We start from the raw sequence: 21,069 nt of genomic DNA, 5'->3' as shown, positions 1-21,069 counted from the left end.
GGACCTGACGCAGACCAACCTGACACGGCCGCAAGGCCTGACCCGCATCGACCCGGCGTTGCGGGAGGCCGCAATCGACTTGGGCGTCGTGGAGTTCCGCGCCGAGACGCTGCCCGCCGAGCGGCAACGGGCCAACCTGCGCGCCGCGGAGCGGGCCGCGGCCGTCGACACCGACGGCGTCGCAGTGGATTCGCGATCCATCGCCGGTCCCGACGGCCGGCGGCTGGACCTTCGCCTGTACCGCGGGGGCGCGGGATCCCCTGCGCCCCTGGTGGTGTACGCCCACGGCGGTTGCTTCGTGACGGGCAGCCTGGACACGGATCACGCCGAGTGCGTGGAGCTGGCCCGTGCCGCCGGCTGTCTACTCGTGTCCGTCGACTACCGGCTGGCGCCGGAAAACCCGTGTCCGGCGGCGCTGGCCGACGTCGAGGCGGCCCTGCGCCACGTCGTCGCTAATCCCGCCGAGTTCGACGCCGACCCCGGCCGCATCGCGGTGATGGGCCGGGATGCGGGTGCGGCGCTGGTCGCGGGTCTCGCCCAGCGGATGTTCGACGAAGAAGGACCGCCGATCCTGGTGCAGATCCTGCACCAGCCGATGCTCGACTCCGACACCACGCCGTCGCGCCGCGAATTCCAGCGCACTCCGGGCCTGAACGGCCCTGCAGTCAGCCGCGGGTGGGGCCACTACCTGGGTCACGCGTCCGCCGGCGGTCAAGACGTTCCCGCCCACCGGGCCAATCTCGAGGGGCTGCCGCCGGCATTCATCAGTTGTTCGGAAATCGACCCGTGCCGCGACGAGGCCATCGACTATGCCAACCGGCTGCTACACGCCTATGTGCACACCGAATTACACGTCATCGCAGCGACATTCAACGGCTTCGATTCGCTGGTTCCCGATTGGATTGTCTCCCGGGAGAACCGTGCGTTGCACGCGCAGACGCTGCGCCGCGTCTTCGCGATGTAGGCGGCTAGACCGGACTGAACTTGGTGATGAGCCAGTTGCCGCCGACCCGGCTCATCTTCACCAGCACGCTGCGGACCGCCACGGACGGCTGCGGGCTGTCCTTGGTCGTGGTGACCTGATCGACGAAAACCAGGGCGACGGCCGAATCGGGATGCAGCTCGGACACGGCGGCGCCGGTCACCTTGGCGGTGGTCTTCATCGACTTCTGCTTGGCCATCGGGGCCACGGTCTGTTGACTGAATTGGTCGTAATAGGACAAGAAATCGCCGGTGAGATGCGACCTGGCCTTCGCGAAGTCCTTGTCGAGCGAGTCGGCCGAGTACGACAGCAACGCCACCGTTGCCTCGGACGCGGCCGCGGCCACCGTTCGGGCGACGTCGTCGTTGGTTTGTTGATCGGGCCGGTACCAATCGAAGTACAGCCACGTCGCCACCCCGCCCGAAACCAGCAGGAGCACAACCAGAACCGACGCGATGGCTTTGCGCAGCCCCGGGGAAAGGATGCGGCGCGACGGCTCGCCCTCCTCGGGGGAGTCCTCCTCCTCCGCGGTCTCTTCGGCCTCGACTTCCGGCTCGGCACCCGGTGCAGCCGAATCGATGTCGCGCACATCTTCGGTCACGGTACGTACTCAACTTTCGACATCTTGTACTGCCCGGCGACATTGGCGACCGTCACGCGCAGCCGCCAGACCAAGGGCGGCACGTCCTTCCCGGGCGGGGAATTGGTGACCTGCGAGGTCGCCGAGACCAACACCACCGCGGAGTTCCCGTTGAGGGATTCCAGCGCGGCGGCGTTCACGGTTCCCTCGGTGACCGCCTTCGACTGGGTGACCACCGAGATGAAGTCGTTGGCCCGTTGCTGGAAGTCGTCTTTGAATTGGCCTGTGGAGCCGTCGATCACGCGCTGGATGTCTTCCTTGGCCTTGTTGTAGTCGAGCGAGATCATGTTGAGGACGTTCTGCTTGGCCCCGGCGACGAACGCGGCTTCCCGCTGTTGGTGCCGGGTGGCGTCGCGGTGTTGAACCACCATGTAGGCGCTCACCGCGGCGAAAGCGACGACCGCGATCGCGGTGGCCACCGCGGCGATCGCCGGCAGCCGCCGTCGCCAGCCCGCTTGCTCCGTGACGGACTCGTCGTAGTCCGTCTCGTATTCCTCGTCGGCGGCCTCGTCGTAGTCCTCTTCGTAGTCTCCTTCGTAAGCCTCGTCGTCGTATGCCTCGGCATGGGCGGGCCGGCCGAGGGCCTCGCGCCGCAACCGGGCGGCGGCGGCGCGGGCCTTGGCCGCGGCGGCCAGCGCCTCGGCCGCGGCGGCCTCCGCCGCCTGCGCCTCTTCGAGCAACGCCTTCGCGTCGGGGTCCGGCTCAGCCATCGCGATTACCGCTCGTCACGACCATTATCGATTGCACTCCGGTATCTCTTACGGTATTGCTCGTTGCTAACATCAGAATCCCCAGCGAATCCCGACGAGAACCGACCAGGCGGATGATCAACCACCCACGCTTTCTCCCGAATGCTCCGGCATCATGACCGCTGTCGACTCTCCCGAAAAGATACTCTTCGCTTCCACGACCCAGGCCTTTCTACAAAAAGAAGCGCCGCTGCGTCGCGTGCGGGAATTGCACGCGGCCGGCCAGTCCTTCGACCCGGCGTGGTGGCGACGCGCCGCCGAACTCGGCTGGACGGCCCTGCTGGTGCCCGAGGAGCTGGGCGGCGGCAGCGTCTCGGGCAGCGGTCTCGAGGACCTGGCCATGGTCGCCGAACAACTCGGCAAAACCGTCGCGCCGGGACCGCTGTATCCCGTCAGCGTGGTGCTGGCCGCGCTCGCCGAGTGCGCCGACCCGCGGTCGCACGCCGACACCATCGAGTCGCTGATGTCCGGCGCAACCGTCGCGTCGTGGGCGGTCTGCGAGCCGGGCCGGGCCTGGGAGCCGCTGGACCCGTCGGTGGCGGCCACCCGGACGGACGCCGGCTTCACCATCACCGGCACCAAGGACCGGGTCGAGGCCGGCGCCCAGGCCGCGGTGCTGCTCGTCGTGGCGCGATGCGGCGGCGAGATTCGTCAGTTCCTGGTCCCGACGGACGCAGCGGGCGTCCGCATCGAACCCCAGCAGTCGGTCGACCTGGTCAAGCAATACGCGCGCGTGCATTTCGACGCGGTGGTCGTGGGGCCGTCCGCGGTTGTCGGCAGCGCGACCGAGACCGCCGCCCTGATCGACCGGCAGAGCCAGATCGCCCAGGTGCTGCAGTGCGCCGAGGTAGTCGGCATCCTGCAGACGGTGTTCGACTTCACCGCGCAATGGGCGCTGGACCGGCACACCTTCGGCCGCCCGCTGGCGTCCTACCAAGTGCTCAAGCACGGGTTCGCCGACATGAAGTTGTGGCTGGAAGCGTGTCGCGCCACCACGGCGGCCGCGGTCGCCGACGTCGCCGCCCGCTCGCCCAACGCGGGCCTGTCTGCCAGCATCGCCAAGTCCTACGTCGGTGAGATGGCCGTGCGGGTCGTCCAGGCGTGCGTGCAGATGCACGGCGGCATCGGCGTCACGTGGGAACACGACCTGCACCTGTACCTGAGGCGAGTTACGTTGTACCGCTCCATGTTCGGCACGCCCGAGGAACACAACCTTCGCGTGTACGCGGCGGAGAAGGCGGCCCGATCGATGACGAACGCCGGATGACCACCACGGAATCGGTTACGGCGTTCGCCGCGCGCGCCCGGGAGTGGCTGGCGGACAACATGCCCGCGATCGACCCCGAGCACCCGCCGCCCGCCCCGCGCGACGACGAGCGGTCGTGGCGGCGCGCCCGAGAATTGCAAAAGCGGCTCTATCAAGCGGGATTCGCGGGCATTTGCTTCCCCCGCGAGTACGGTGGACTGGGCCTGGATTACGAATACCAAAAGGCGTTCGACGCCGAGTCCTTCGGCTACGAGATGCCGTTGATCCTCAACACCCCCACGTTCACCATCTGCTGCGCCACGCTGCTCGACACCGGCACCGAGGAGCAAAAGAGGCGCCACATCGCCGCGGCGCTGCGCGGCGACGAGGTGCTGGTGCAGCTGCTGAGCGAACCCAGCGGCGGCTCGGATCTGGCCGGTGTGATCACCCGGGCCGAACGGCGCGGCGACCGTTGGGTGATCGACGGAGCCAAGACGTGGAGCACCAGCGCGTTCGCCGCCGACTACGGACTGTGCCTGGCGCGCACCGACTGGGATGTGCCCAAGCACGAAGGGCTGACCATGTTCCTGGTGCCCATCGCCCATCCGGGAATCACGTTGCGGCGCATCACGATGCTGAGCGGATCCACCGAGTTCTGCGAGGAGTTCCTGGACGGTGTGGACGTGGGCGACGACGCCGTCGTCGGCGAGGTCAACGGCGGCTGGGCGGTGGCCTCGCGGCAGCTGTACCACGAACGGCGGGCGGTCGGGCAGGGTTCGGAGTTCGCCAGTGGCAGCGGCAGCGAGGGCGGCTCTTCCAAGCCCGTCGACTACGTGGCCCTCGCCGAGAAGACGGGCCGGGCCGACGACGAACGCGTCCACGAGATGGCCGGCCGGGTGCTCGTGCACCGCGCGGTGGCCGAGCAACTGATCGACCACGTGTTCCGCAACGTCCGGGACGGCGTGCTGCCACCCGCCGCCGGAACGTTGATCAGGCTCTTTCACTCCGAGACTGTGACCCTGGACATGGACACCGCCCTGGCGATCGCCGGAAGTGCCGGAGTCGTGGGGGAATTCGGCGAGGGACTGGAGACTGGGCTGAGGTACCTGTCCCGGCAGAACGTCGCCATCGGCGGCGGCACCACCGAGATGGCGCGCAACGTCATCGGCGAGCGCGTGCTGGGCTTCCCGCGCGAATACGCCGCCGACCGTGGGGTGCCGTTCAGCCAGGTCCGGCACGGCCAGGGTCTGGATCAACGCTGACGTTGTTGACAAAGGGCATCTGGACCAGCGACAGGACGTGATGGGCCGGGCTGCCCGGAGGGGCCACCAGCACCAAGGCGCCACCCTGCGTCTGGGCCCGGTCGCGGGCGGCGGCCAGCGCGCTGACGCCGGCCGAGCCCAGGTGGGTGACCCCGCTGAGATCGATGGTCAACGACCCTATGCCGGAACGGCTTTCGACGGCGATCTGCCGGTCCAGGGTGGATGCGGTGGTGGTGTCGACGTCGCCGCTGACGACGATGTGGCCGGCACCTCCGACCAGGGAGACGAATTCGGAGTTGACGGGTCGCCGGCGGGTGGACCGGCTGACGGTCGCGGCGGTGATGAAGTTGGCCGGGCGCGACAGGCGGTGCGTCAGGCTGGCGGTCGTACCGCCGTCGTCGTGCGTGACCTGCGCCTGGGACACCAGCGCTTCGGCCATCGCGAGTCCGCGCCCGCGGCCCTGCTGGCCCTCGCGGTAGTCCTTCCAGTGCCCGTGGTCGATCACCGAGGCATGCAGGTTGCCGTCGCCGGACAGCGCGGCCTCGACGATGACGTCATTTGGCGCACCATGGGCCGCGGTCGCCGCATACCCGTGCTCGACAGCGTTTTCCACGAATTCGGAGACCGCGTGCACGATGTCGCAGATGTCGTCGGCGTCGGCGCCGATCTCCGTGAGCCAGCCGCGGAGCCGCGTGCGGATCGTGCGCGCGGCCTGGATCGTCGCGTCCACCGTGACGCGCAGCGGTGCCGGTGGCGTGCGCCGTTGCGCCGCAAGCAGGGTGACGTCGTCCTGGTAACCGGTCGACCGCAGCAGCAACTCCAGTGTCTCCGAGCAGAGCCGGTCGATCGGGCGTCCCGGCGCGCCGATGACGAAGCCGCCGCTGCCGTCGGCGATGTTCGCCGCCAATTCGGCGAATTCCGCGGTGCTGGCGCCCAGCGGCCGGCCCGGGCGTTCGATCAGGCCGTCGGAATACAGCAGGACCGAGTCGCCCACCTCCAGCACCTCCGTGCGCACCGGAAATCCCGTGCCGCTGCCGAGAGGTCCCGCGCCCGACGGCTCGGCGTACCGCGAGACGGCGCTGGCGCTCACCAGTAGCGGTGGCGGGTGTCCGGCTGTGCAGTACTGGAATTCGCCCGTCACGAGGTCGAGGGAACCCACGCACAGGGTGGCCGACTTCGACCCCGGCACGTGTTCACAGAACCGATCGAGCGCCTCGAGCGCCTCGATGATGCTGTGCCCCAACGCAATCTGCATCCGCAGTGCCGTGCGCAACTGCGACATGACCGCCGCGGCCTCGACGCCATGGCCGACGACGTCGCCCACGACGAGAACCAGCCGGTCCCCGAGGGCCATCGCGTCGAACCAGTCGCCGCCGGCCGCGGTGTCCTCCGCGGCGACGAGATACTCCGCGGCGATGTCGGCGCCCGGAACGACCGGCACCGACGGGGCCAGCAGCGCCTGCTGCATGACGATGGCCGAATCTCGCACGCTGCGGTAGCGCTCGGAGAGCTCATCGATCCGCGCCTCGGCGGCCGCCCGTGCCCGCACCCGCTCGGTGACGTCGTCGAAAATGATCTGCACACCCTCGACCGACCCGTCGTCCCCGCGGCGCGGTGTGACCACGAAGTCGAAGTATCGTTCCTGGATGCCCGACCCGTCGTAGTCGGCCTGCAGCCGCCACTCCGTCCCGGATTGCGGTTCGCCGGTTTCGTACACCTGGTCGAACATCTGATAGATCTGCTGGCTCTCCAGCTCGGGGAACACCTCGACCGCACGCTTTCCCACCGGGTTGCCCGTTGGATTGAACGCCCGGTAGGCCGCGTTGACCGCGACAAACCGGTGCTCGGTGCCTTTCAGGCCGACCAGCATCGCCGGAACATTCTCGAAGACGCGGCGAACTTCGTCCGCCGCACCAACGGTCTTGTCCCAATCCTTTTTGGCGACCATCTGGCCGTCCCTTCGAGGTGTTTGCACACGTAGATAATCAGATTATCAACGCCCGCCACGTAATCACCCGATCAGTTCGTTTGGCGGCCACGCGGCGCAGCGTCGGCGGCCCGCGGCGGTTACGCCGGGTGTGTGCGGGTACCTCCAGTCAGATGAGCGATCCGGACGCCGTCATCGGAGGACCTGGAAGCGATCTCTTGCGCCAGCACGGCCACCAAACCCCCGCCGACGTGCGCCTCGCGGTATTCGAGACCAGGGGCGTCGTCTCCATCCTCGACGACGCCGACCGCTCAGGCTGAGACCGGCTTTTTCGCGGGCTCGGAAACCTTCATCAGTTTCATGAGGTTGCCGCCCATGATCTTGGCAACGTCCTCCTCGCTGAAGTCGGTCAGCTCGTCGACGAAGGAGATGGGGTCCTTCAGGCCCTCGGGGTGCGGCCAGTCCGAGCCGAAGAGCACCCGGTCGGTGCCCACCATCTGGACGATCTCGGTGAACCGGTCCTCCCAGAACGGGGTGATGTAGACGCAGCGCTTGAAGGCCTCGATGGGGTCCTCGCTGAACGACTGGGGCATCTTCTTGTAGACGCCCTTGAGGCCCTTGAACAGGTCGGGCACCCAGTCGGCGCCGTTCTCGATCGACAGGATCCGCAGTTCCGGGTTGCGCGACAGCGCGCCGTGGCACACCAGCGCACCCATTGCGTCCAGGATCGGCCGGTGGCCCATCGCGAAGCTGCGGAACGCGGTCGGCTTGAACGGCAGGAACTCGTCGCCGGGCTCCCACACGTTCGCGAATTCCGAGTAGCCGCTGTCCGAGGCGTGCATCGACACCGGGATCTCGGCCTTGATGCAGGCCTGCCAGAACGGGTCGAACTCCTCGAGGCCGAACGACCGGCTGCCCTTGTATCCGGGCACCGGCGCCGGGCGGACCAGCACGGTGCGGGCGCCGCGCTCCAGGACCCACTCGAGTTCTTCGAGCGCACGCTCGACGATGGGCAGGGTGATGACAGGGGTGGCGAAGATGCGGTCCTGGTAGTTGAACGACCACTGCTCGTACATCCACTGATTGAGCGCGTGGATGACGTCGTGGGTCATCTCCGGGTCGTCCTTCATGCGCTCCTCGACCAGGCTGGCCAGCGTCGGGAACATCAGGGCATAGTCGATGCCCAGTTCGTCCATGACCTCGAGTCGCGCGCCCGGTTCGCGGAAGGCGGGGATGGCCTTCATCGGCTCGCCCAGGATCTCGCGGTAGCTCTTGCCCTGCGCGCCGTGGCGGAAATAGTCCTCCTGGGCTCCCGGGCGTGCCACCACCTCGAACGTCGGGTTGGGGATGTACTCGCTGATGTGGCCGCGCACGACGATCTTGGTGCGACCGCGCACCTGCACGTAGTCGATGACGTTCTTGCGCTTCTCCGGCAGGAACTTGGTCAGCGCCTCCTGCGGTTCGTACATGTGGTTGTCGGCGTCGAACACGGGGAAGGAAAGTTCGCGAGACGGCATGGCGATCTCCTTGGGAGAAGTCTTGGATTCTCGGTAGGTGGTAATGACGTTACCACTTCTGCCGAGCGGCGTGTAGTGGCCTAGTCGCCGGCCCGCAGCCCCGCCGTCGGGGTCGTTCCGCTGATGATCGCGAAGTTCACCGTCGCGGTCGCGGCGAGTTCGTCGCCGTCGCCGTAGATGTCGACCTGCATGACCATCGCCCGGCGACCGGCTCGCAACATCCGCGGCACCGCGCGCGCGGCGCCCTGCTTGATCGGCCGCAGGTAGCGGACGAAGAGGTCGGCGGTCGTCATCGTGGTTCCCGGCTGCAGGTATTCCAGCCCGAACTGTCCGCCCGCGACGTCGACGAGCGTGGCGATCAGGCCGCCCTGCAGGGCGCCGGAAGTGTTGGTCACGTGCGGGCTGACCGGCATCGTCATCGCGAATTCGCCATTGTGGGTGCCAGGCCGCATGCCGATTTGGGCGAACAGTTCGGCCAGCGAGGGCTGGGCCGTCTCCTCGTCGGTGTCCCGGATGCCGAGCGCGCGGCTGCAGAAGTCGTACAGCTGGCCGGCGTCGATCGGTGTACTGATCAATTCCGTTCCGAGCCAATGCAATCGCTGCGCGCCCATGATCGTCTGCATGACGATCGCGGCCGCGGACCCGACATCGAGTCCCGGATTGAAGACCCCTTCGGTGATGCCCTGCCCGACGATGTCGCGGATCAGTTGGTGCAGGGGGGACAGCACCCGGGCGTAGTCACGCGGTCGCGTCTCGGCCAGGTGCTGGTTGTAGAGGGTCAGGGCCCTGTTCAGGCTGTCCTGGGTGGTGGACTCCGGTTGCTGGCTGACCCGGTCGATCACCAGCTTCAGCGCGGCCGTGCTGTCCAGCCCGTTGGTCTCGGCGCGCCAGCCCTGCACCGATTGCGCGATGGTCCTGTCGAACAGCGCCAGCAGCAGCTCGTCCTTGCCGCTGAAATGCTGGTAGAACGCCCGCAGCGAGGTCTTCGAGCGCGCGACGACCTCCTGCACGGTGAAGTCGGTGCGTCCCGTTTCGCCCAGTATCTCGACGGCCGTCTTGATGAAGCGGTCGCCGCGCGTCACTTCGGCTTCATCGTTCGGTTCAGCCATGAGAATGAGGTTACCGCGCGCGGCGCCGCCCGACGACCCGTCGCTCGGTCACGCCTTGGGGCAGAAGATGCCGAGTATCTGCTGGCAGTTGTCTCTGTTGATCAGGGCCGGTGGGGGTGGCGGCTTCGGCGGCGGGTTGTCGCCGTCCCAGATCATGTTGGAGACGTTGCCCATGCCGGGATACAGGTAGTAGTAGGTGTGGCAGACGCTCATGTTCCACCCCCGGAAGGGGTCGGTGACATGGTTACCGGTCGCCGGGAGGGGTTGCCCCGGGCACCAGTGATGGGCGGGCCCCCAATCGGGGTTGTCGGCCTGCGCGGTGCCGGCGCCGAGACCGAGACCGGCGACCACCAGGCCGCCCGACAGCAGGGCACCCGCGAAGACCTTCTTGAACTTCCGGACGGACTGCACGACGCGTTCCTTTCGCTCTTGGCGGCCGCAGGTCACGGCCGACGACTTGCGAAAGCTTCGCGTGTGCTGCCGGCTACCGATCCCAAAAGCCGTCCTAAAAAGGCGGCGGGTCCTCGTCGTCGGCGGGTGGGGGGAGCCTGAAGTAGTTGGGCCTGGCGGCTTTTCGGGCCAGGCGGGCGTTGCGGTTGTGGCGGCGTTCGGTGGCCACCCGCGCGGCGTGGTCTTGCGCGCGGGTCCGTCGCCGTTTGGGCATCATCGCGGTGCGCTCGGCACACGGCTTTTGGGCCGGTGTTTCGGCGGGCGGCATTGCACCGGTCGGTACGCACAGCGCGGGAAACAGCAGCGCGCTGCCCGGGGTGGTGACGTAGGTCTGCCCGGCCGGGGAGGTCAGTACGAGCGTCCCGTCGGGCAACTGCTGGTCGGTCCAGCCGCAGAACGTCTTTACTAAATGATGAGTTCTGCAGTAGCACTTGAGATTTGATGCGTGCGTGCGCCCGCCGGCGGCGTAGGGGATCGTATGGTCGAGGTCGCAGTCGATGGCGGGGTGGTCACAACCGGGCCAGCGGCACGTCAAGTCACGACAGCGTACGAAATCGGCCAGCGCCTTGGACGGCACATAGCCTTTCTCCGGTGGGGCGTCGAGGGGGTGGACGAGGGGCATCAGCTTGGCCGACTTGGCAAGCTCGGCGAGCAGGTCGGCGGTGATCAGCCCGTCGGCGCCGAGCGCCGAGGCGGGTGCTGGCGAGCGGCCGTCAACGGTGGCCTGCTCGGCGATCACATGAATCACCACCGGAGCAGCCGGGGGGCGTTTTGCGGCCGCGCAATCAGCTCGCCCGCACCGGCAGCCCAGCCGGTCGGCGCCTGCGGCCAACGCCCCCAGGGCATCGGCGCGGCGCTGGTCGCGAGTGCGCGGATCGTGGGCGCACACCGTGGCCGCTAACGCCGTGAGGCGCTGGTCGAGCGCCTGGGCATCCGGAGTCAACACGGTCGCGCTGATGTCCGAGAGCCCGTCGCCCACCGGACCGATCCAGACCTCGCGGTCCGCCACGCGCTCGCGGCGTCGTCGCACCGCATCGGCGTCAGCTCTGGCCACGATCTTGTCGACCTGGGCGCCCAACCGGCCCTGCGTCATCGACGGCCAGCGCGTCACGGCGGCGGCCAGTTCGGCATCCACCGCCGCCAACACGTCGTCATCGGTGATCAGATCGCTGCGATACACCACTGTCTGAAACGTCCGGTAGTCGATGTCCCCGGCTTTGAACACCTCACCCACCTTCGGCAGGCGTTCGCGCAGCGCGCGGGCATAGCGCAGCCGACTGCACGCCTGCCCCTGGCTGATCCGCAGGTGCGCGGCGAGCTCCGCGGCCACCGCCGCCATCGTGTCGACGGCCCAGTCCTCGGTGTCCGAACACCGCGACAGTCGGTAAGCAAACAACCGCCCGATCAACTCCAATTGGACCGCGGCCTGCCGGTTCTCGGCGCGCGTCGCCGCACCGATCTGCTCCAGCAACGCCGCCGACTCCGCCGTCTTGGACGGATGGCACCGTTCGATCATCTCGTCCAACCGGGCAACGGCCTCCCGCGACAACCGCTTCGATTCGAACATGTGTTCGAGTATACCGAAAGCGGCCGACACGGGTCGGCCCGCAGCTGGTCGCGCCGAGCGTCGAGGCCGAGCGCTGATTGGTGAGGTGCTGTGCCGGTGGGGGCGGGCATAGGATGGCCGCTATACGCCCGTGGGGAGGTAATCGGCGATGGTTTTTGCGATGGAGCCGGCGGAAGTGGGGGCTGCGGCCGCGGCCCAGGCGGAATTGGCTGCCCAGACTGGCGCTGGTGCGACCGCGGGCGCGCCGACGTTGTTGGGAGTTCTGCCGATGGGTGCGGATGCCGATTCGGCGGAGTTCGCCGCGGCACTGGCCGCGGTGGGTGCGGCTTATGTGGCGACGGCTGCCGAGCATGCCGCCCAGCGCGGGCTGTTTTCCGATGCCCAGTCGTTGGCGGGGGTGACGACGGTGGCCAGTGAGGCGGTCCGCGCGGCGGCGATCTCGCTGTAGCGGTAGGGGAGTTGCAATGGGGCATCCGTGGCCGACGTTCAGCCCGGAGGCCAACTACACGGCGTTGATGTCGGGGTCGGGGCCGGCGTCCACGCTGGCGTATTCCGAAACGCTGAGCGCTGAGGCGACGAATCTGCAGACGATCGCGGCGACCTCGACGGTGTCCGGCGGAGCAACCTACGGCACGAGTTGGCAGGGCGCGGGTGCGGCGGCCTCGGCAACGTCGCAGACCGCGCTGGATACCCAGCATGAATTGCTGGCCGCGGCGTTGTTGGAGAAGGTGCCGCATGTGGCGGCGGCGGCTGCCGCTCATCAGACGGCGTTGGCGTCGATGGTGACCGCTGAGCAGGCGGTGGCCAATCGGATGGAAGAGGCCGCCGATCAGCAGATCAATTTGACCGTGTTGGGGGCGTTGACCCCGCGGATCGCGGCTTTGAATGCGGAGTATTACGGGCAGATGTGGCCGCGCAATGCCGCCGCGGGTGCGGCCTATGGGGCGGTGTTGCGCGCGAGTACGGCGGCGCTCATGGTGCCGTTCCCGCCGGCGGTGGCTGGGGCGCCGGCGGTGGCTGCGGCGGGGTTGGCCGAAAACGCGGCGATGAGCGCGGCCGGGGCGACGATGCAGGCCGGCGAGCAAGCCGTCCAGGCGGCGATTACCCCGGCCATGGCGGTATCGCAGGTGGCCGCGACGTCCCGTGCTGCCCCGATGGCGACCACACACACCCCTGCCCAGCCGGTGGCGAAGGCTCCGCAAGCCCCCTCGGGCATGTTCGCCAGGCCCCCGCAGGCCGCGGTTCCTTCCGCGCCGAACGTGGCGACACCGGGCGGTCAGGGGCTGACCGCTGCCCAGATCGACCAGGCGTTCGCGTCGCGGGCCGAAAGCCTAAGTCCGCGACCAGGATCGGTGCCTGGGCCGAGTTCGGTCGGCAGTTATCCGGGCGCGGGATTGACCAGCTTCGTGCGGCCCCCGGGCGACGGCTTCACCCCACCACCCGCCGAGCAGGCCGGCGGCGCGCGCCCCGGCATGCTCAATGCAGCGGCGCTGCCGGGGCCGGTCGCCGCCGCCCTCCTGACCACCAGCTCACCGACGACGGCCGCGCAGCCGCTGGCCTACGTCCATCCCGAACCGCCCCGGCCCACCGTCGCCACCTCACCGCAACCACCGCAGCTGGACCTTGGCGACACCGCCCAGAAGCTGAAGTCCCCGCCGCAGCCACCGCCGCCGCCGAGCCCGGAGCCAGCCGCGCCGCCGAGCCCCGAGCCTGCCGCGCCGCAAAGCGGTCCGCCCGGGCCGCCGCCGCCCAATAGTGCAGGCCCTGGTGGACCCGGTGGCCCCGGCGCCCAAATGCTCGGCTCCGGTCCGGGCGAAATGCCGCAGGCGCCACCCACCCCGATGCCGCTTGCTCCGACACCGCCCGTTCCGCCGCCTCCCCCTCCGTCACCGGGCGAGCCGCCGCTACGGCCGCCGCCTACCCCTTCGTGGGCCAGCCCACCGGTACCGAAATCGGTGGAGGCAGCGCAACGGGCATACGAGCAGTTGATGAAAGACATCGAGCGCCACAATTCTTGGCGGCCTGACCCCACCAATTTGGATGCGGTGAACGCCTACAACCAAGAAGCCTGGACCTACAATTCGTGGAAGTCGCAGCTTGAAGGGCGATTGAATTCTGCGAACACGCAATTCACGCCCGGCAAAGAGGCCGTCCGGACTGACATACCGTCCTGGACACAGCCAGCGCCAGAGCAGCCCCATACGTCCGGTGGTCAACCACAAATACCGCAAAACGTGCGAGACGTACTGCAACAGATCGACGCTGGAAAATGGCCAGGATCAGCCAACGCGCCTGGCACCAAGGGCGGGAGCAATTTCCAGAATCGGGAAGGGCTTCTGCCGCCAACGGACTCGTCTGGCAAGCCCATCACCTATCAAGAGTGGGACGTCAATCCAAAGGTGCCGGGCCAGAACCGCGACCCGCAGCGCATCGTCACCGGCTCTGACGGATCGGCGTGGTATACGGATGGACACTATGGATCATTTCGGCGGGTCCGCTAAGAAATGACAGAGACCATGAACTTAGAACAATTCATATCTCAGGCTGAGCATGGAGCTTGCGTTGGCATCGTTGGGGAGACAGCGCTACCGTTGGTGCCCCCTGACGGATTCGAGCTTCGAAAAATCGAAGGCTCGCGCACGAAGACTCGCGATGCGCTTTACGACGCCTTCGCCGAGGCATGGCACTTCCCGCCGTGGTTCGGGCGCAACATGGACGCCTTCGATGATGTCATGCGCGACTTGGACAACATGGTGACTACAGCTACGGGAAGGCCACAGGCTCCCGGCTACCTCACACTGATAACCAATGCGCATTTCATCCTCGCCGAACAACCCGACCTCTTCTCTTGGTTCGCCAACACCATGCCCTTCTACAGGGATTACTACCGTGACGAACTCAGGCCGCCGGCCGCCTTCGCATTGTTGCTTTCCACTTCCGCCGCCCACGTCAACGAGGTCCGCGAACGATGGCAAACCGCCGGCATCCCTGTCGTGACCGTTACCGTCTGAGCGCGGTTTGGTGGCAAATGGCCTCTTCGGCGAGTTTCTTCCCGCATACGAGAATATGAATTCTCATGGAATGGGGAAGATTACGGTGCGCGATTCATTTCGAGATTGTTCCTGTTTTCTTCGATCTACTGAGACTCGGGCATCCCTAAATCCGCTGTGAACGAATATGTAATGACTCGAATTCGTTAGCCTCAGGGGGACGACCATAAACCTAGACGAATTTATCTCAGGGGCCGCAGCTCACGAGGCGTGCGTTGGTCTACACCGCGCAATACCAACGCCTTTGGTGCCTCAGGCCGGCGTCGAGCTTCGAACGGTCGACGCAGCGCACATGAAAACGCTCGATGCTCTCTTCGACGCCTTCGCCAAAGCGTGGCACTTCCCGCCATGGTTCGGACGCAATATGAACGCATTTAATGACTTCATGCGCGACTTGGACAACATGATTAATACGGCCGAAGGTAAACCGCCCGCGACCGGTTACCTAACTGATATAACTGACGCGCAGTTGCTTCTCGTTGATCAACCCGAAGCATTTTCCTGGTTTGCCAAAAAAATCGCTTTCTATCGAGATTACTATCGCGACGAAGCTGACCCGCCAGCAGTGTTCGGCCTATTGCTTTCGGCTCCGACCAGTGAACTCGGCGCAGTTCGCGAGCGGTGGCATACCGCCGGCATCCCTGTCGTGACCGTTACCGTCTGAGCACGGTTTGGCTAGAACTGCGCATTGGACATCGAAGCGGGTTCCCGCGATCGCCCGCGTGCGGCAGACTGTCGCCCGGCCCCGCGCCGAAGTGCAGGGCGATGAGCCGACTTCGGGCCGCTAGCCGCCCCGCGCCTCGATCATCGCCGAACGATTGACCTTCGTGGCCGCGGTGCGCGGGATCGCGTCGACGAACTCGACGGTTTTCGGCGCCTTATAGTGCGCGAGCCGGCTCTTGGCGTACTCGATCACCTGTTCTTCGGTCAGTGACGCGCCGTCGGCGAGCTGAACCACCGCGTGCACGCGTCGGCCCCACCGCGCGTCGACGAGCCCGATGACCACCACGTCGGCGATGTCCGGATGGCCCGCCAGCGCCGACTCCACCTCCGCCGGAAAGACATTGGCGCCGCCGGTGACGATCATGTCGACGCGGCGGTCGACGATGTAGAGGTAGCCGTCCTCGTCGAGGTACCCGATGTCGCCGGCGGAACGGAAGCCGTCGTCGGTCGACGGCAGCGGCGCCGCCCCGCCCAGGTATCGCGATCCCGCGGCCATCGGTGAACGCAGGTAGACCTCGCCGTGTTCGCCGGGCCCCAGAGGTGTCCTGCCGGCGTCCAGGATCCGGATCTCGGTGTCCCGGAACCCGCGTCCGACGCTGCCAGGATGGGCGAGCCACTCGTCGCCGCGCAATGCGGTGAGTCCGAGGTTCTCGGTCATGCCGTAGGCGGACACGATCTGTTCGGGGCTCAGCAGCTCGAACCAGGTGTGCATGAGCGACGGCGGCATCACCGCGGCGCCCTGCAGGATGAACACGACGCTGGACAGGTCGCGCTGCCGGATGTCGGGCCGCGCCGCGATACGCGCCAGCATCGTGGGCGTGGCCGTGAAGTTGGTGATCCGGAAGCGCTCGATCACGTCCAAAACCAGTGCCGCGTCGAACTTTTCGAGCACGACCAGGTGGTCACCGGCCAGGAGGAAGAAGAAGGTGGCGAAGCCGTTGGTGTGGTACATGGGCGCGGGCACCATGATGGTCTGCGGCTGCGCGACCGGTGTCCAGTTCGACAGGAACGGCTCGCCGTGCTGCGGCGTCCACAGCGACGGCGCCAAGCTGAGGATCACCTTGGGGACACCGGTGGACCCGCTGCTGCAGATCCCGTTGGCGTGGGGGGAGACCGCCGCGGGCAGCGGGCTCGCGGATTCGCCGGCCGCGCGCGACTGCAGCTCCCACCGGGTTCGTTCGTCGACGACGACGGCGGGGGAGATCACGTCGCGTACCCGGTCGCGTTCCCATTCGGGCAGATCCCAATGCATGGGGACGGGAACCGCGCCGATCTTCCAGCACCCCAGCGCGGCGAGCATCAGGTGCACTGAGTTCGGGATAGCAAGGGCGACAAGGGAACCCGGGCCGGCACCGTTGGCCGCCAGCGCACGCCCCCACTGGTTGGCGCGGGCGTCGAGTTCACCGAAGGTCAGTGACTCGGAGGTGCCGTCGAGCGCGACGACGGTCACCGCCGGAGCGTCGCGCCGTTCTTCGGCGAGCTGCTGGAGTTTGGTTCCGAACGGGATGCCGTCTTCGAGCGGGTTAAGAGCGACGCCCGATTCAACAGGCTCGGTCGTCATGCGGGTACCGGCCCGCTGAACAGCGTCTCCAGGTGGCCGTCGCGCACGTCGGGAATCAGGCGCAGCGCCAGCGCCTCGGCGCTCAGCGGCAACCGGATCAGCGGCTGGGTGTGCCGGTCGAGAACGCTGACGTCGGACTCGTCGCAGAAGCCCAGGGCGCCGAGGAGCTGGTGCGAGGTGCGCAGCACCTGTCGCGCGGTGTCGGCGGCCTTGTACCGGAGCAGGAGCGCGTCGGCCGAATGCACCTGCACCGGTAGCGATTCCGGTCGGGAAACGGTGTATTTCGCGAGTTCGTAGAGGCCCCGCACCCCGACAGCGGCGTCCGCGACGGCGAACCTGACGGCCTGGAAGTCCGCCAGCGGCTTACCGAACTGCACCCGGGCGCGTACGTGGTCGGTGACGATGTGCAGCGACTGCTGCAGGGCTCCCAGAATCCGCCATGATCCCAGCACGAGATGAAGGTTAACGTCGCCGACCGGAACGGTCCCGTCGGGTGCGCTCAACGTGGCCGGCACCAGAAACGGACCCAGCTTGGAGGTGGTGCGCGACGCCGCCCGCAGGCGGTAGCGGTGACCGTCCAGGTCGGCGGCGACCCACTCGCCCGGCAGGTCGCCGTGGTCGATGCGCGGCGCCTCGGGGTTGACCAGCGCCAGGCGGGCGCCGTCGATCGCCAGCAGCTCTTCGACGACGGGATAGGGCAGGGCGCTGGCGCCGGCGGCCTGGCAGAGTACCGCGGCGGCCAACAGGTCATCGTTCGACGACCGCACGTCGAGGTCGAACGCGCCGACGTCACTCAGGGCCATGCGCGCCGCATCCCGCACACCGTCGTCGGCCTCGGCGCGCAGCGCCGCCGGGGGACCGCCCAACCGGGTGAGTCGCTTCGCGGCGACGGCGGCGAAGTCGCTGATATCCTGCGGCAGTTCGGTTTTCACCTGTGCTCTCCCAGAACGTCGCGTGCCACCAGCATTCGCTGCACCTCGATGGTGCCCGATGCCACGGTGGCGGCCTGTGCGTAGCGCCAATGGTCCTCGATGGCCCCGTGTAGCGGCGCCGACGTGCCGCTGTCGAGTGCCGTGGGACCCAGCACGTCGAAGAGCAGCTCGGCAACCTGTTGGTCGCAGGTGGTGGTGGCGATGCGGGCGGCGCTGGCCGCCGCGCCGGCCGACGGGTCGTCCTGCAGCGAGATGGCCCGGTACGCCAGCAGCCTGGCCACCCGTAAGTCGGCGAGCGCGCGCACCCAGCGGGCGCGAATGGACTCGGGCAACGAGTCCCAGTCCTCGCCGAGCTGCCTGCGCATCCGGTCCAGCAGCGACTCGCACCGCGCGTAGCGCGCGATGCCGACCCGCTCGAACGCCAGCGCCTCGCGCATCACCCGCCACCCGTCGCCGACCTCGCCGAGGACGTCGCCGGGGAAGGCCTGCACGTCGTCGAGGAACATCTCGTTGAGGTGATGGGGTCCCAGCATCGACCCGATGGGCCGCACGGTGAAGCCGGGCCGGTCCATCGGGATCAGAAAGAGGGTGAGCCGCTTTGGTTTTGGGGCCTCCAGATCGGTGCAGGCGGCCAGCACGCACCACGATGCCATCAGCGCGTACGACGTCCACACCTTCTGGCCGGTGATGCGCCAGCCGTCGCCGTCTTTGACCGCGCGGGTGCGCAGCGAGGCGAGGTCGGTCCCGGCCTCCGGCTCGGAAAAGCCCTGGCACCAGATCACGTCGCCGGAGGCGATGGCCGCCAGGTGCTTGGCCTTCTGCTCCGCCGTGCCGTAGCGCATCAGCGCGGGGCCGACCCAGTTGATCCCCATGTACTGCGGGCCGCGCGGCTCGTGCTGCGCCCACATCTCCTCGCGCAACACCGTCTGCTGCCACACCGAACCACCGCCGCCGCCATGCTCTTTCGGCCACGCCAGCGCCAGCAGGCCCTCGGCGGCCAGCAGCTTGCAGAACGTCTCGGTGGTGGCCAGGTCCTGCGGATTCTCGGTGCAGGCGCCGAGAAAGTCGGCGGGGATGTGCTGAGAAACCAGCTCGCGCAGATGGTTTCGCAGTTGTGCGGCGTCCTCGCCGAGGTCATAATCCATCGTCGTCATCCCTTCGGCAGCCCGAGCAGCCGCTCGGCGATGATGTTGCGCTGCACTTCCGACGTTCCGCCGTAGATGGTCGCGGCGAGCGCGTCCTGGCGTTCGAACAGCAGATCCGGATCGCTCACCCCATCCTGTCCCTGAGCGACCGCGGCCAGCTCCCAAACCCGTTGCAAGGTAACGGATCCAAGCAGCTTGAGGATGTCGGCCTCGGGGCTGGGCCGGCCCGCCAGCTCGTTGCCGAGCGCGCGGTATCCGGTGGCCCGCAGCGCCTCGGCGTCGGCGAGCAGCGAGCCGAGCTCGGCGCAGATGTCGTCGGTCGGCCGCGCCCGGCGCACCGCGTCGAGCCCGCGCTTGATCTCGACCCAGTTCATGATCCAGATCATCTGTCGTTCGTGGTGCAGCGACGACAGCGCCACGTTCCAGCCGCCATGCAGCGGCCCGAGCAGGTTCTCGACCGGCACCTCGACGTCGTCGAGGAAGACCTCGCAGAACGTCTCGTCGGAGATCGACGCCATGCGGATTGGTTCGACCCGCACCCCGGGCGCCTGCAGGTCGAGGATCAGGCAGGAGATGCCGCGGTGCTTGGGTGCCTCGGGATCGGTGCGGGCATACAGGGTGCACCACCGCGACAGGTGGGCCTGCGTGGTCCAGATCTTGTGGCCGTTGACGCGGAAGACTTGACCATTGGGGCCATCGCGCTCGGCCCGGGTGCGCAGCCCGGCGAAATCGGATCCCGCCTCCGGCTCGGACATGCCCAGCGCCCACCATTCGTCGCCGCGCAGCAGGGGAACCAGTAGCCGGTCGATCTGGGCGGGTGTGCCGAACTGACGGATGCCCGGCGCGGCAACGCCGGGTCCCTGGATGTTGGGCAGCTTGGGCGCGGAGCGCAGCGCGCCCTCGATCCGGACCTCCATCGCGTCGCGCAGACCCAGCGACCGACCGCCGTGCTCGCGGGGCCAGGTCGGCTGGAGCCATCCGGCCTCGAACGCGGCCCGCTGGTAGTCCCGCCGCAGCGTCAGGTCCCAGCGGTACTCGCGATACCGCTCGTAGTAGTCCTTCGGCAGAAAGTCGGACAGCCACCTGCCGAATTCCTCAACGACAGCCGTCATCCCGCGCCTCCCGCGAACCGGCGGCCCACCTCGTGGTAGAGCGCGCGGCTGTCGCCCAGCAGCGCGGCGCCCTGCCAGGCGTGCCGGACGTAGAGGTGGATGTCGTGCTCCCAGGTTTGACCGAGCGCGCCGTGCACCTGCACCGCGGTGCGAGCGCAATTCACCGCCGCATCGCCGGCCGCCGCCTTGGCCAGCGCCGCGGCGGTCCAGGCGTCCCGGGCGTCCGGATCGGCGAGCCGGGCCGCGGCCGCATAGGTGAGACTGCGCGCGCGTTCCACGGCGACGTGGTTGTCGGCCAGCGCGTGTTTGACCCCCTGGAAGGCGCCGATCGGCGCGCCGAACTGGCGGCGCGCCTTGGCGTGCTCGACCGCGCGGTGCAGCGCGCCGCTCGCCACGCCGACCAGGTCGGCGGCCGCGGCCACCAGCGGCGCGGCCAGCGCCGCTTCGAGCTCCACCGCCGCGGCGGCCACCGGCTCGGCCTCGATCTCGACGTCGGCCACCGGTTGGGGGGGGTCGGTCGACTCGACCGGCACCACGGTCACGCCGCTGGCACTGTCGCAGCGCGCGACCGCGACCATCACACCGTTGTCGGCGTGCGCCAGCGTGACGACCAGTTCGGCGCGGGTCAGGTTCGGAACCGCAACGGCCCGTCCGCGCAGGCGTCCGCCGCGCAAGGTCATCGGTGCGCCCGGCAGGCGGGACCCTTTCGCGTGGACGGCGAGAGTGGCGACGACGCCGCCGGCGATGTCGGCGAGCACCGCGTCCAGGCCGCTGGACCGCAGGGCGCCCGCGGCCATGCCGACGCTGCTGAGCAACGGGATCGGCGCGAGCGCGGCCCCGCATTCCTCGAGGACCACCGCGGTCTCGACGGGCCCGTAGTCGCCGCCGTCGGGCAAGGCGAGTTCCGTCCAGCCCAGGTCGACGACCGTCTTCCACGGGGCACGCCAGCGTTCGGGGTCCGTCAGGGCCTGGCGGGCGGCGTCGGGGGGACACTCGGTGCGCAGGATGCCGCGCACGGTGTCGCGCAGCGACAGCTGCTCCGAAGTCAGACCGACATCCATAAGACCCCTAACATAATAAAAATAGTAAACTAGCGG

At 68.1% G+C, this 21,069-nt stretch carries 20 protein-coding genes; 8 read left to right on the top strand and 12 right to left on the bottom strand.

Features of this window, described 5'->3' with window-relative positions; all coding sequences use genetic code 11:
- Positions 1 to 4: 4 nt before the first annotated feature.
- Positions 5 to 964 carry an alpha/beta hydrolase gene (locus tag A5705_RS14550; RefSeq protein ID WP_067876591.1) on the top strand — a complete coding sequence of 320 codons (960 nt, stop codon included), beginning with the start codon at positions 5 to 7 and terminating at the stop codon, positions 962 to 964.
- Positions 965 to 968: 4 nt separating this feature from the next.
- Here A5705_RS14550 and A5705_RS14545 read toward each other — a convergent pair whose 3' ends face one another.
- Together A5705_RS14545 and A5705_RS14540 are read right to left on the bottom strand one after the other, a co-directional pair.
- On the bottom strand, positions 969 to 1,583 hold the full coding sequence (locus tag A5705_RS14545; RefSeq protein WP_067876008.1) for a hypothetical protein: 615 nt from the start codon (positions 1,581 to 1,583) through the stop codon (positions 969 to 971).
- Positions 1,580 to 2,332, bottom strand: a complete 753-nt coding sequence (locus tag A5705_RS14540; protein WP_067876010.1) for a hypothetical protein — start codon at positions 2,330 to 2,332, stop codon at positions 1,580 to 1,582. The genes A5705_RS14545 and A5705_RS14540 overlap by 4 nt, the downstream gene beginning before the upstream one ends.
- A 154-nt stretch (positions 2,333 to 2,486) precedes the next feature.
- Between A5705_RS14540 and A5705_RS14535 the strand changes: the two genes are divergently transcribed.
- Positions 2,487 to 3,638 (top strand): acyl-CoA dehydrogenase family protein, encoded by a 1,152-nt coding sequence (locus A5705_RS14535; RefSeq protein ID WP_068278275.1) that lies wholly within the window; start codon positions 2,487 to 2,489, stop codon positions 3,636 to 3,638.
- Positions 3,635 to 4,879, top strand: a complete 1,245-nt coding sequence (locus A5705_RS14530) for an acyl-CoA dehydrogenase family protein (RefSeq protein WP_067876016.1) — start codon at positions 3,635 to 3,637, stop codon at positions 4,877 to 4,879. Before A5705_RS14535 ends, A5705_RS14530 begins: the two co-directional genes overlap by 4 nt.
- Here the strand turns inward: A5705_RS14530 and A5705_RS14525 are convergent.
- Positions 4,839 to 6,827: a SpoIIE family protein phosphatase gene (locus tag A5705_RS14525; protein ID WP_068278274.1), complete on the bottom strand. Its 1,989-nt coding sequence runs from the start codon at positions 6,825 to 6,827 to the stop codon at positions 4,839 to 4,841. The genes A5705_RS14530 and A5705_RS14525 overlap by 41 nt on opposite strands.
- 152 nt (positions 6,828 to 6,979) lie before the next feature.
- On the opposite strand from A5705_RS14525, the gene A5705_RS27825 reads away from it, so the two are divergent.
- Positions 6,980 to 7,126: a hypothetical protein gene (locus A5705_RS27825; RefSeq protein WP_197521275.1), complete on the top strand. Its 147-nt coding sequence runs from the start codon at positions 6,980 to 6,982 to the stop codon at positions 7,124 to 7,126.
- Here A5705_RS27825 and A5705_RS14520 read toward each other — a convergent pair.
- The 4 genes from A5705_RS14520 to A5705_RS14505 form a co-directional block, all read right to left on the bottom strand.
- On the bottom strand, positions 7,118 to 8,323 hold the full coding sequence (locus A5705_RS14520) for an amidohydrolase family protein (RefSeq protein ID WP_067876022.1): 1,206 nt from the start codon (positions 8,321 to 8,323) through the stop codon (positions 7,118 to 7,120). The two genes, A5705_RS27825 and A5705_RS14520, sit on opposite strands and share 9 nt — an antisense overlap.
- Before the next feature lie 80 nt (positions 8,324 to 8,403).
- The gene (locus A5705_RS14515; protein ID WP_068278273.1) at positions 8,404 to 9,432 is read right to left on the bottom strand and encodes a hotdog fold thioesterase; all 1,029 of its coding nucleotides are present in this window, start codon (positions 9,430 to 9,432) and stop codon (positions 8,404 to 8,406) included.
- Between the two features lie 48 nt (positions 9,433 to 9,480).
- On the bottom strand, positions 9,481 to 9,843 hold the full coding sequence (locus A5705_RS14510; protein WP_156763122.1) for a hypothetical protein: 363 nt from the start codon (positions 9,841 to 9,843) through the stop codon (positions 9,481 to 9,483).
- A 94-nt stretch (positions 9,844 to 9,937) separates the two neighbouring features.
- Positions 9,938 to 11,449 carry an HNH endonuclease signature motif containing protein gene (locus A5705_RS14505; RefSeq protein ID WP_068278269.1) on the bottom strand — a complete coding sequence of 504 codons (1,512 nt, stop codon included), beginning with the start codon at positions 11,447 to 11,449 and terminating at the stop codon, positions 9,938 to 9,940.
- A gap of 148 nt (positions 11,450 to 11,597) precedes the next feature.
- On the opposite strand from A5705_RS14505, the gene A5705_RS14500 reads away from it, so the two are divergent.
- The 4 genes from A5705_RS14500 (at position 11,598) to A5705_RS27265 (ending at position 15,163) form a co-directional block, all read left to right on the top strand.
- The gene (locus A5705_RS14500; protein ID WP_068278267.1) at positions 11,598 to 11,897 is read left to right on the top strand and encodes a PE domain-containing protein; all 300 of its coding nucleotides are present in this window, start codon (positions 11,598 to 11,600) and stop codon (positions 11,895 to 11,897) included.
- Between the two features lie 16 nt (positions 11,898 to 11,913).
- Positions 11,914 to 13,950, top strand: coding sequence for a ribonuclease domain-containing protein (locus tag A5705_RS29180; protein WP_082956480.1), 2,037 nt, complete (start codon positions 11,914 to 11,916; stop codon positions 13,948 to 13,950).
- 93 nt (positions 13,951 to 14,043) lie between these two features.
- The gene (locus A5705_RS14490) at positions 14,044 to 14,460 is read left to right on the top strand and encodes a barstar family protein (protein ID WP_197521274.1); all 417 of its coding nucleotides are present in this window, start codon (positions 14,044 to 14,046) and stop codon (positions 14,458 to 14,460) included.
- A 286-nt stretch (positions 14,461 to 14,746) separates the two neighbouring features.
- Positions 14,747 to 15,163, top strand: a complete 417-nt coding sequence (locus A5705_RS27265) for a barstar family protein (RefSeq protein ID WP_082956479.1) — start codon at positions 14,747 to 14,749, stop codon at positions 15,161 to 15,163.
- Positions 15,164 to 15,283: 120 nt separating this feature from the next.
- Here the strand turns inward: A5705_RS27265 and A5705_RS14485 are convergent, their stop codons facing one another.
- The 5 genes from A5705_RS14485 to A5705_RS14465 are packed head-to-tail and all read right to left on the bottom strand — an operon-like array spanning position 15,284 to position 21,033.
- Positions 15,284 to 16,783, bottom strand: coding sequence for a class I adenylate-forming enzyme family protein (locus tag A5705_RS14485; protein ID WP_067876042.1), 1,500 nt, complete (start codon positions 16,781 to 16,783; stop codon positions 15,284 to 15,286).
- Positions 16,780 to 17,715, bottom strand: a complete 936-nt coding sequence (locus tag A5705_RS14480) for an acyl-CoA dehydrogenase family protein (protein WP_067876046.1) — start codon at positions 17,713 to 17,715, stop codon at positions 16,780 to 16,782. Before A5705_RS14480 ends, A5705_RS14485 begins: the two co-directional genes overlap by 4 nt.
- Positions 17,712 to 18,869, bottom strand: a complete 1,158-nt coding sequence (locus A5705_RS14475; RefSeq protein ID WP_197521272.1) for an acyl-CoA dehydrogenase family protein — start codon at positions 18,867 to 18,869, stop codon at positions 17,712 to 17,714. Before A5705_RS14475 ends, A5705_RS14480 begins: the two co-directional genes overlap by 4 nt.
- A complete protein-coding gene (locus A5705_RS14470; RefSeq protein ID WP_067876050.1) occupies positions 18,866 to 19,972 on the bottom strand; it encodes an acyl-CoA dehydrogenase family protein in 1,107 nt (368 codons plus the stop codon). Before A5705_RS14470 ends, A5705_RS14475 begins: the two co-directional genes overlap by 4 nt.
- Positions 19,969 to 21,033 carry an acyl-CoA dehydrogenase family protein gene (locus A5705_RS14465; protein WP_068278262.1) on the bottom strand — a complete coding sequence of 355 codons (1,065 nt, stop codon included), beginning with the start codon at positions 21,031 to 21,033 and terminating at the stop codon, positions 19,969 to 19,971. Before A5705_RS14465 ends, A5705_RS14470 begins: the two co-directional genes overlap by 4 nt.
- Positions 21,034 to 21,069 lie beyond the last annotated feature (36 nt).

Source organism: Mycobacterium sp. E787 (genome assembly GCF_001668725.1).
Taxonomy (GTDB): domain Bacteria; phylum Actinomycetota; class Actinomycetes; order Mycobacteriales; family Mycobacteriaceae; genus Mycobacterium.
This window is presented reverse-complemented; position numbering and strand designations above follow the sequence as displayed.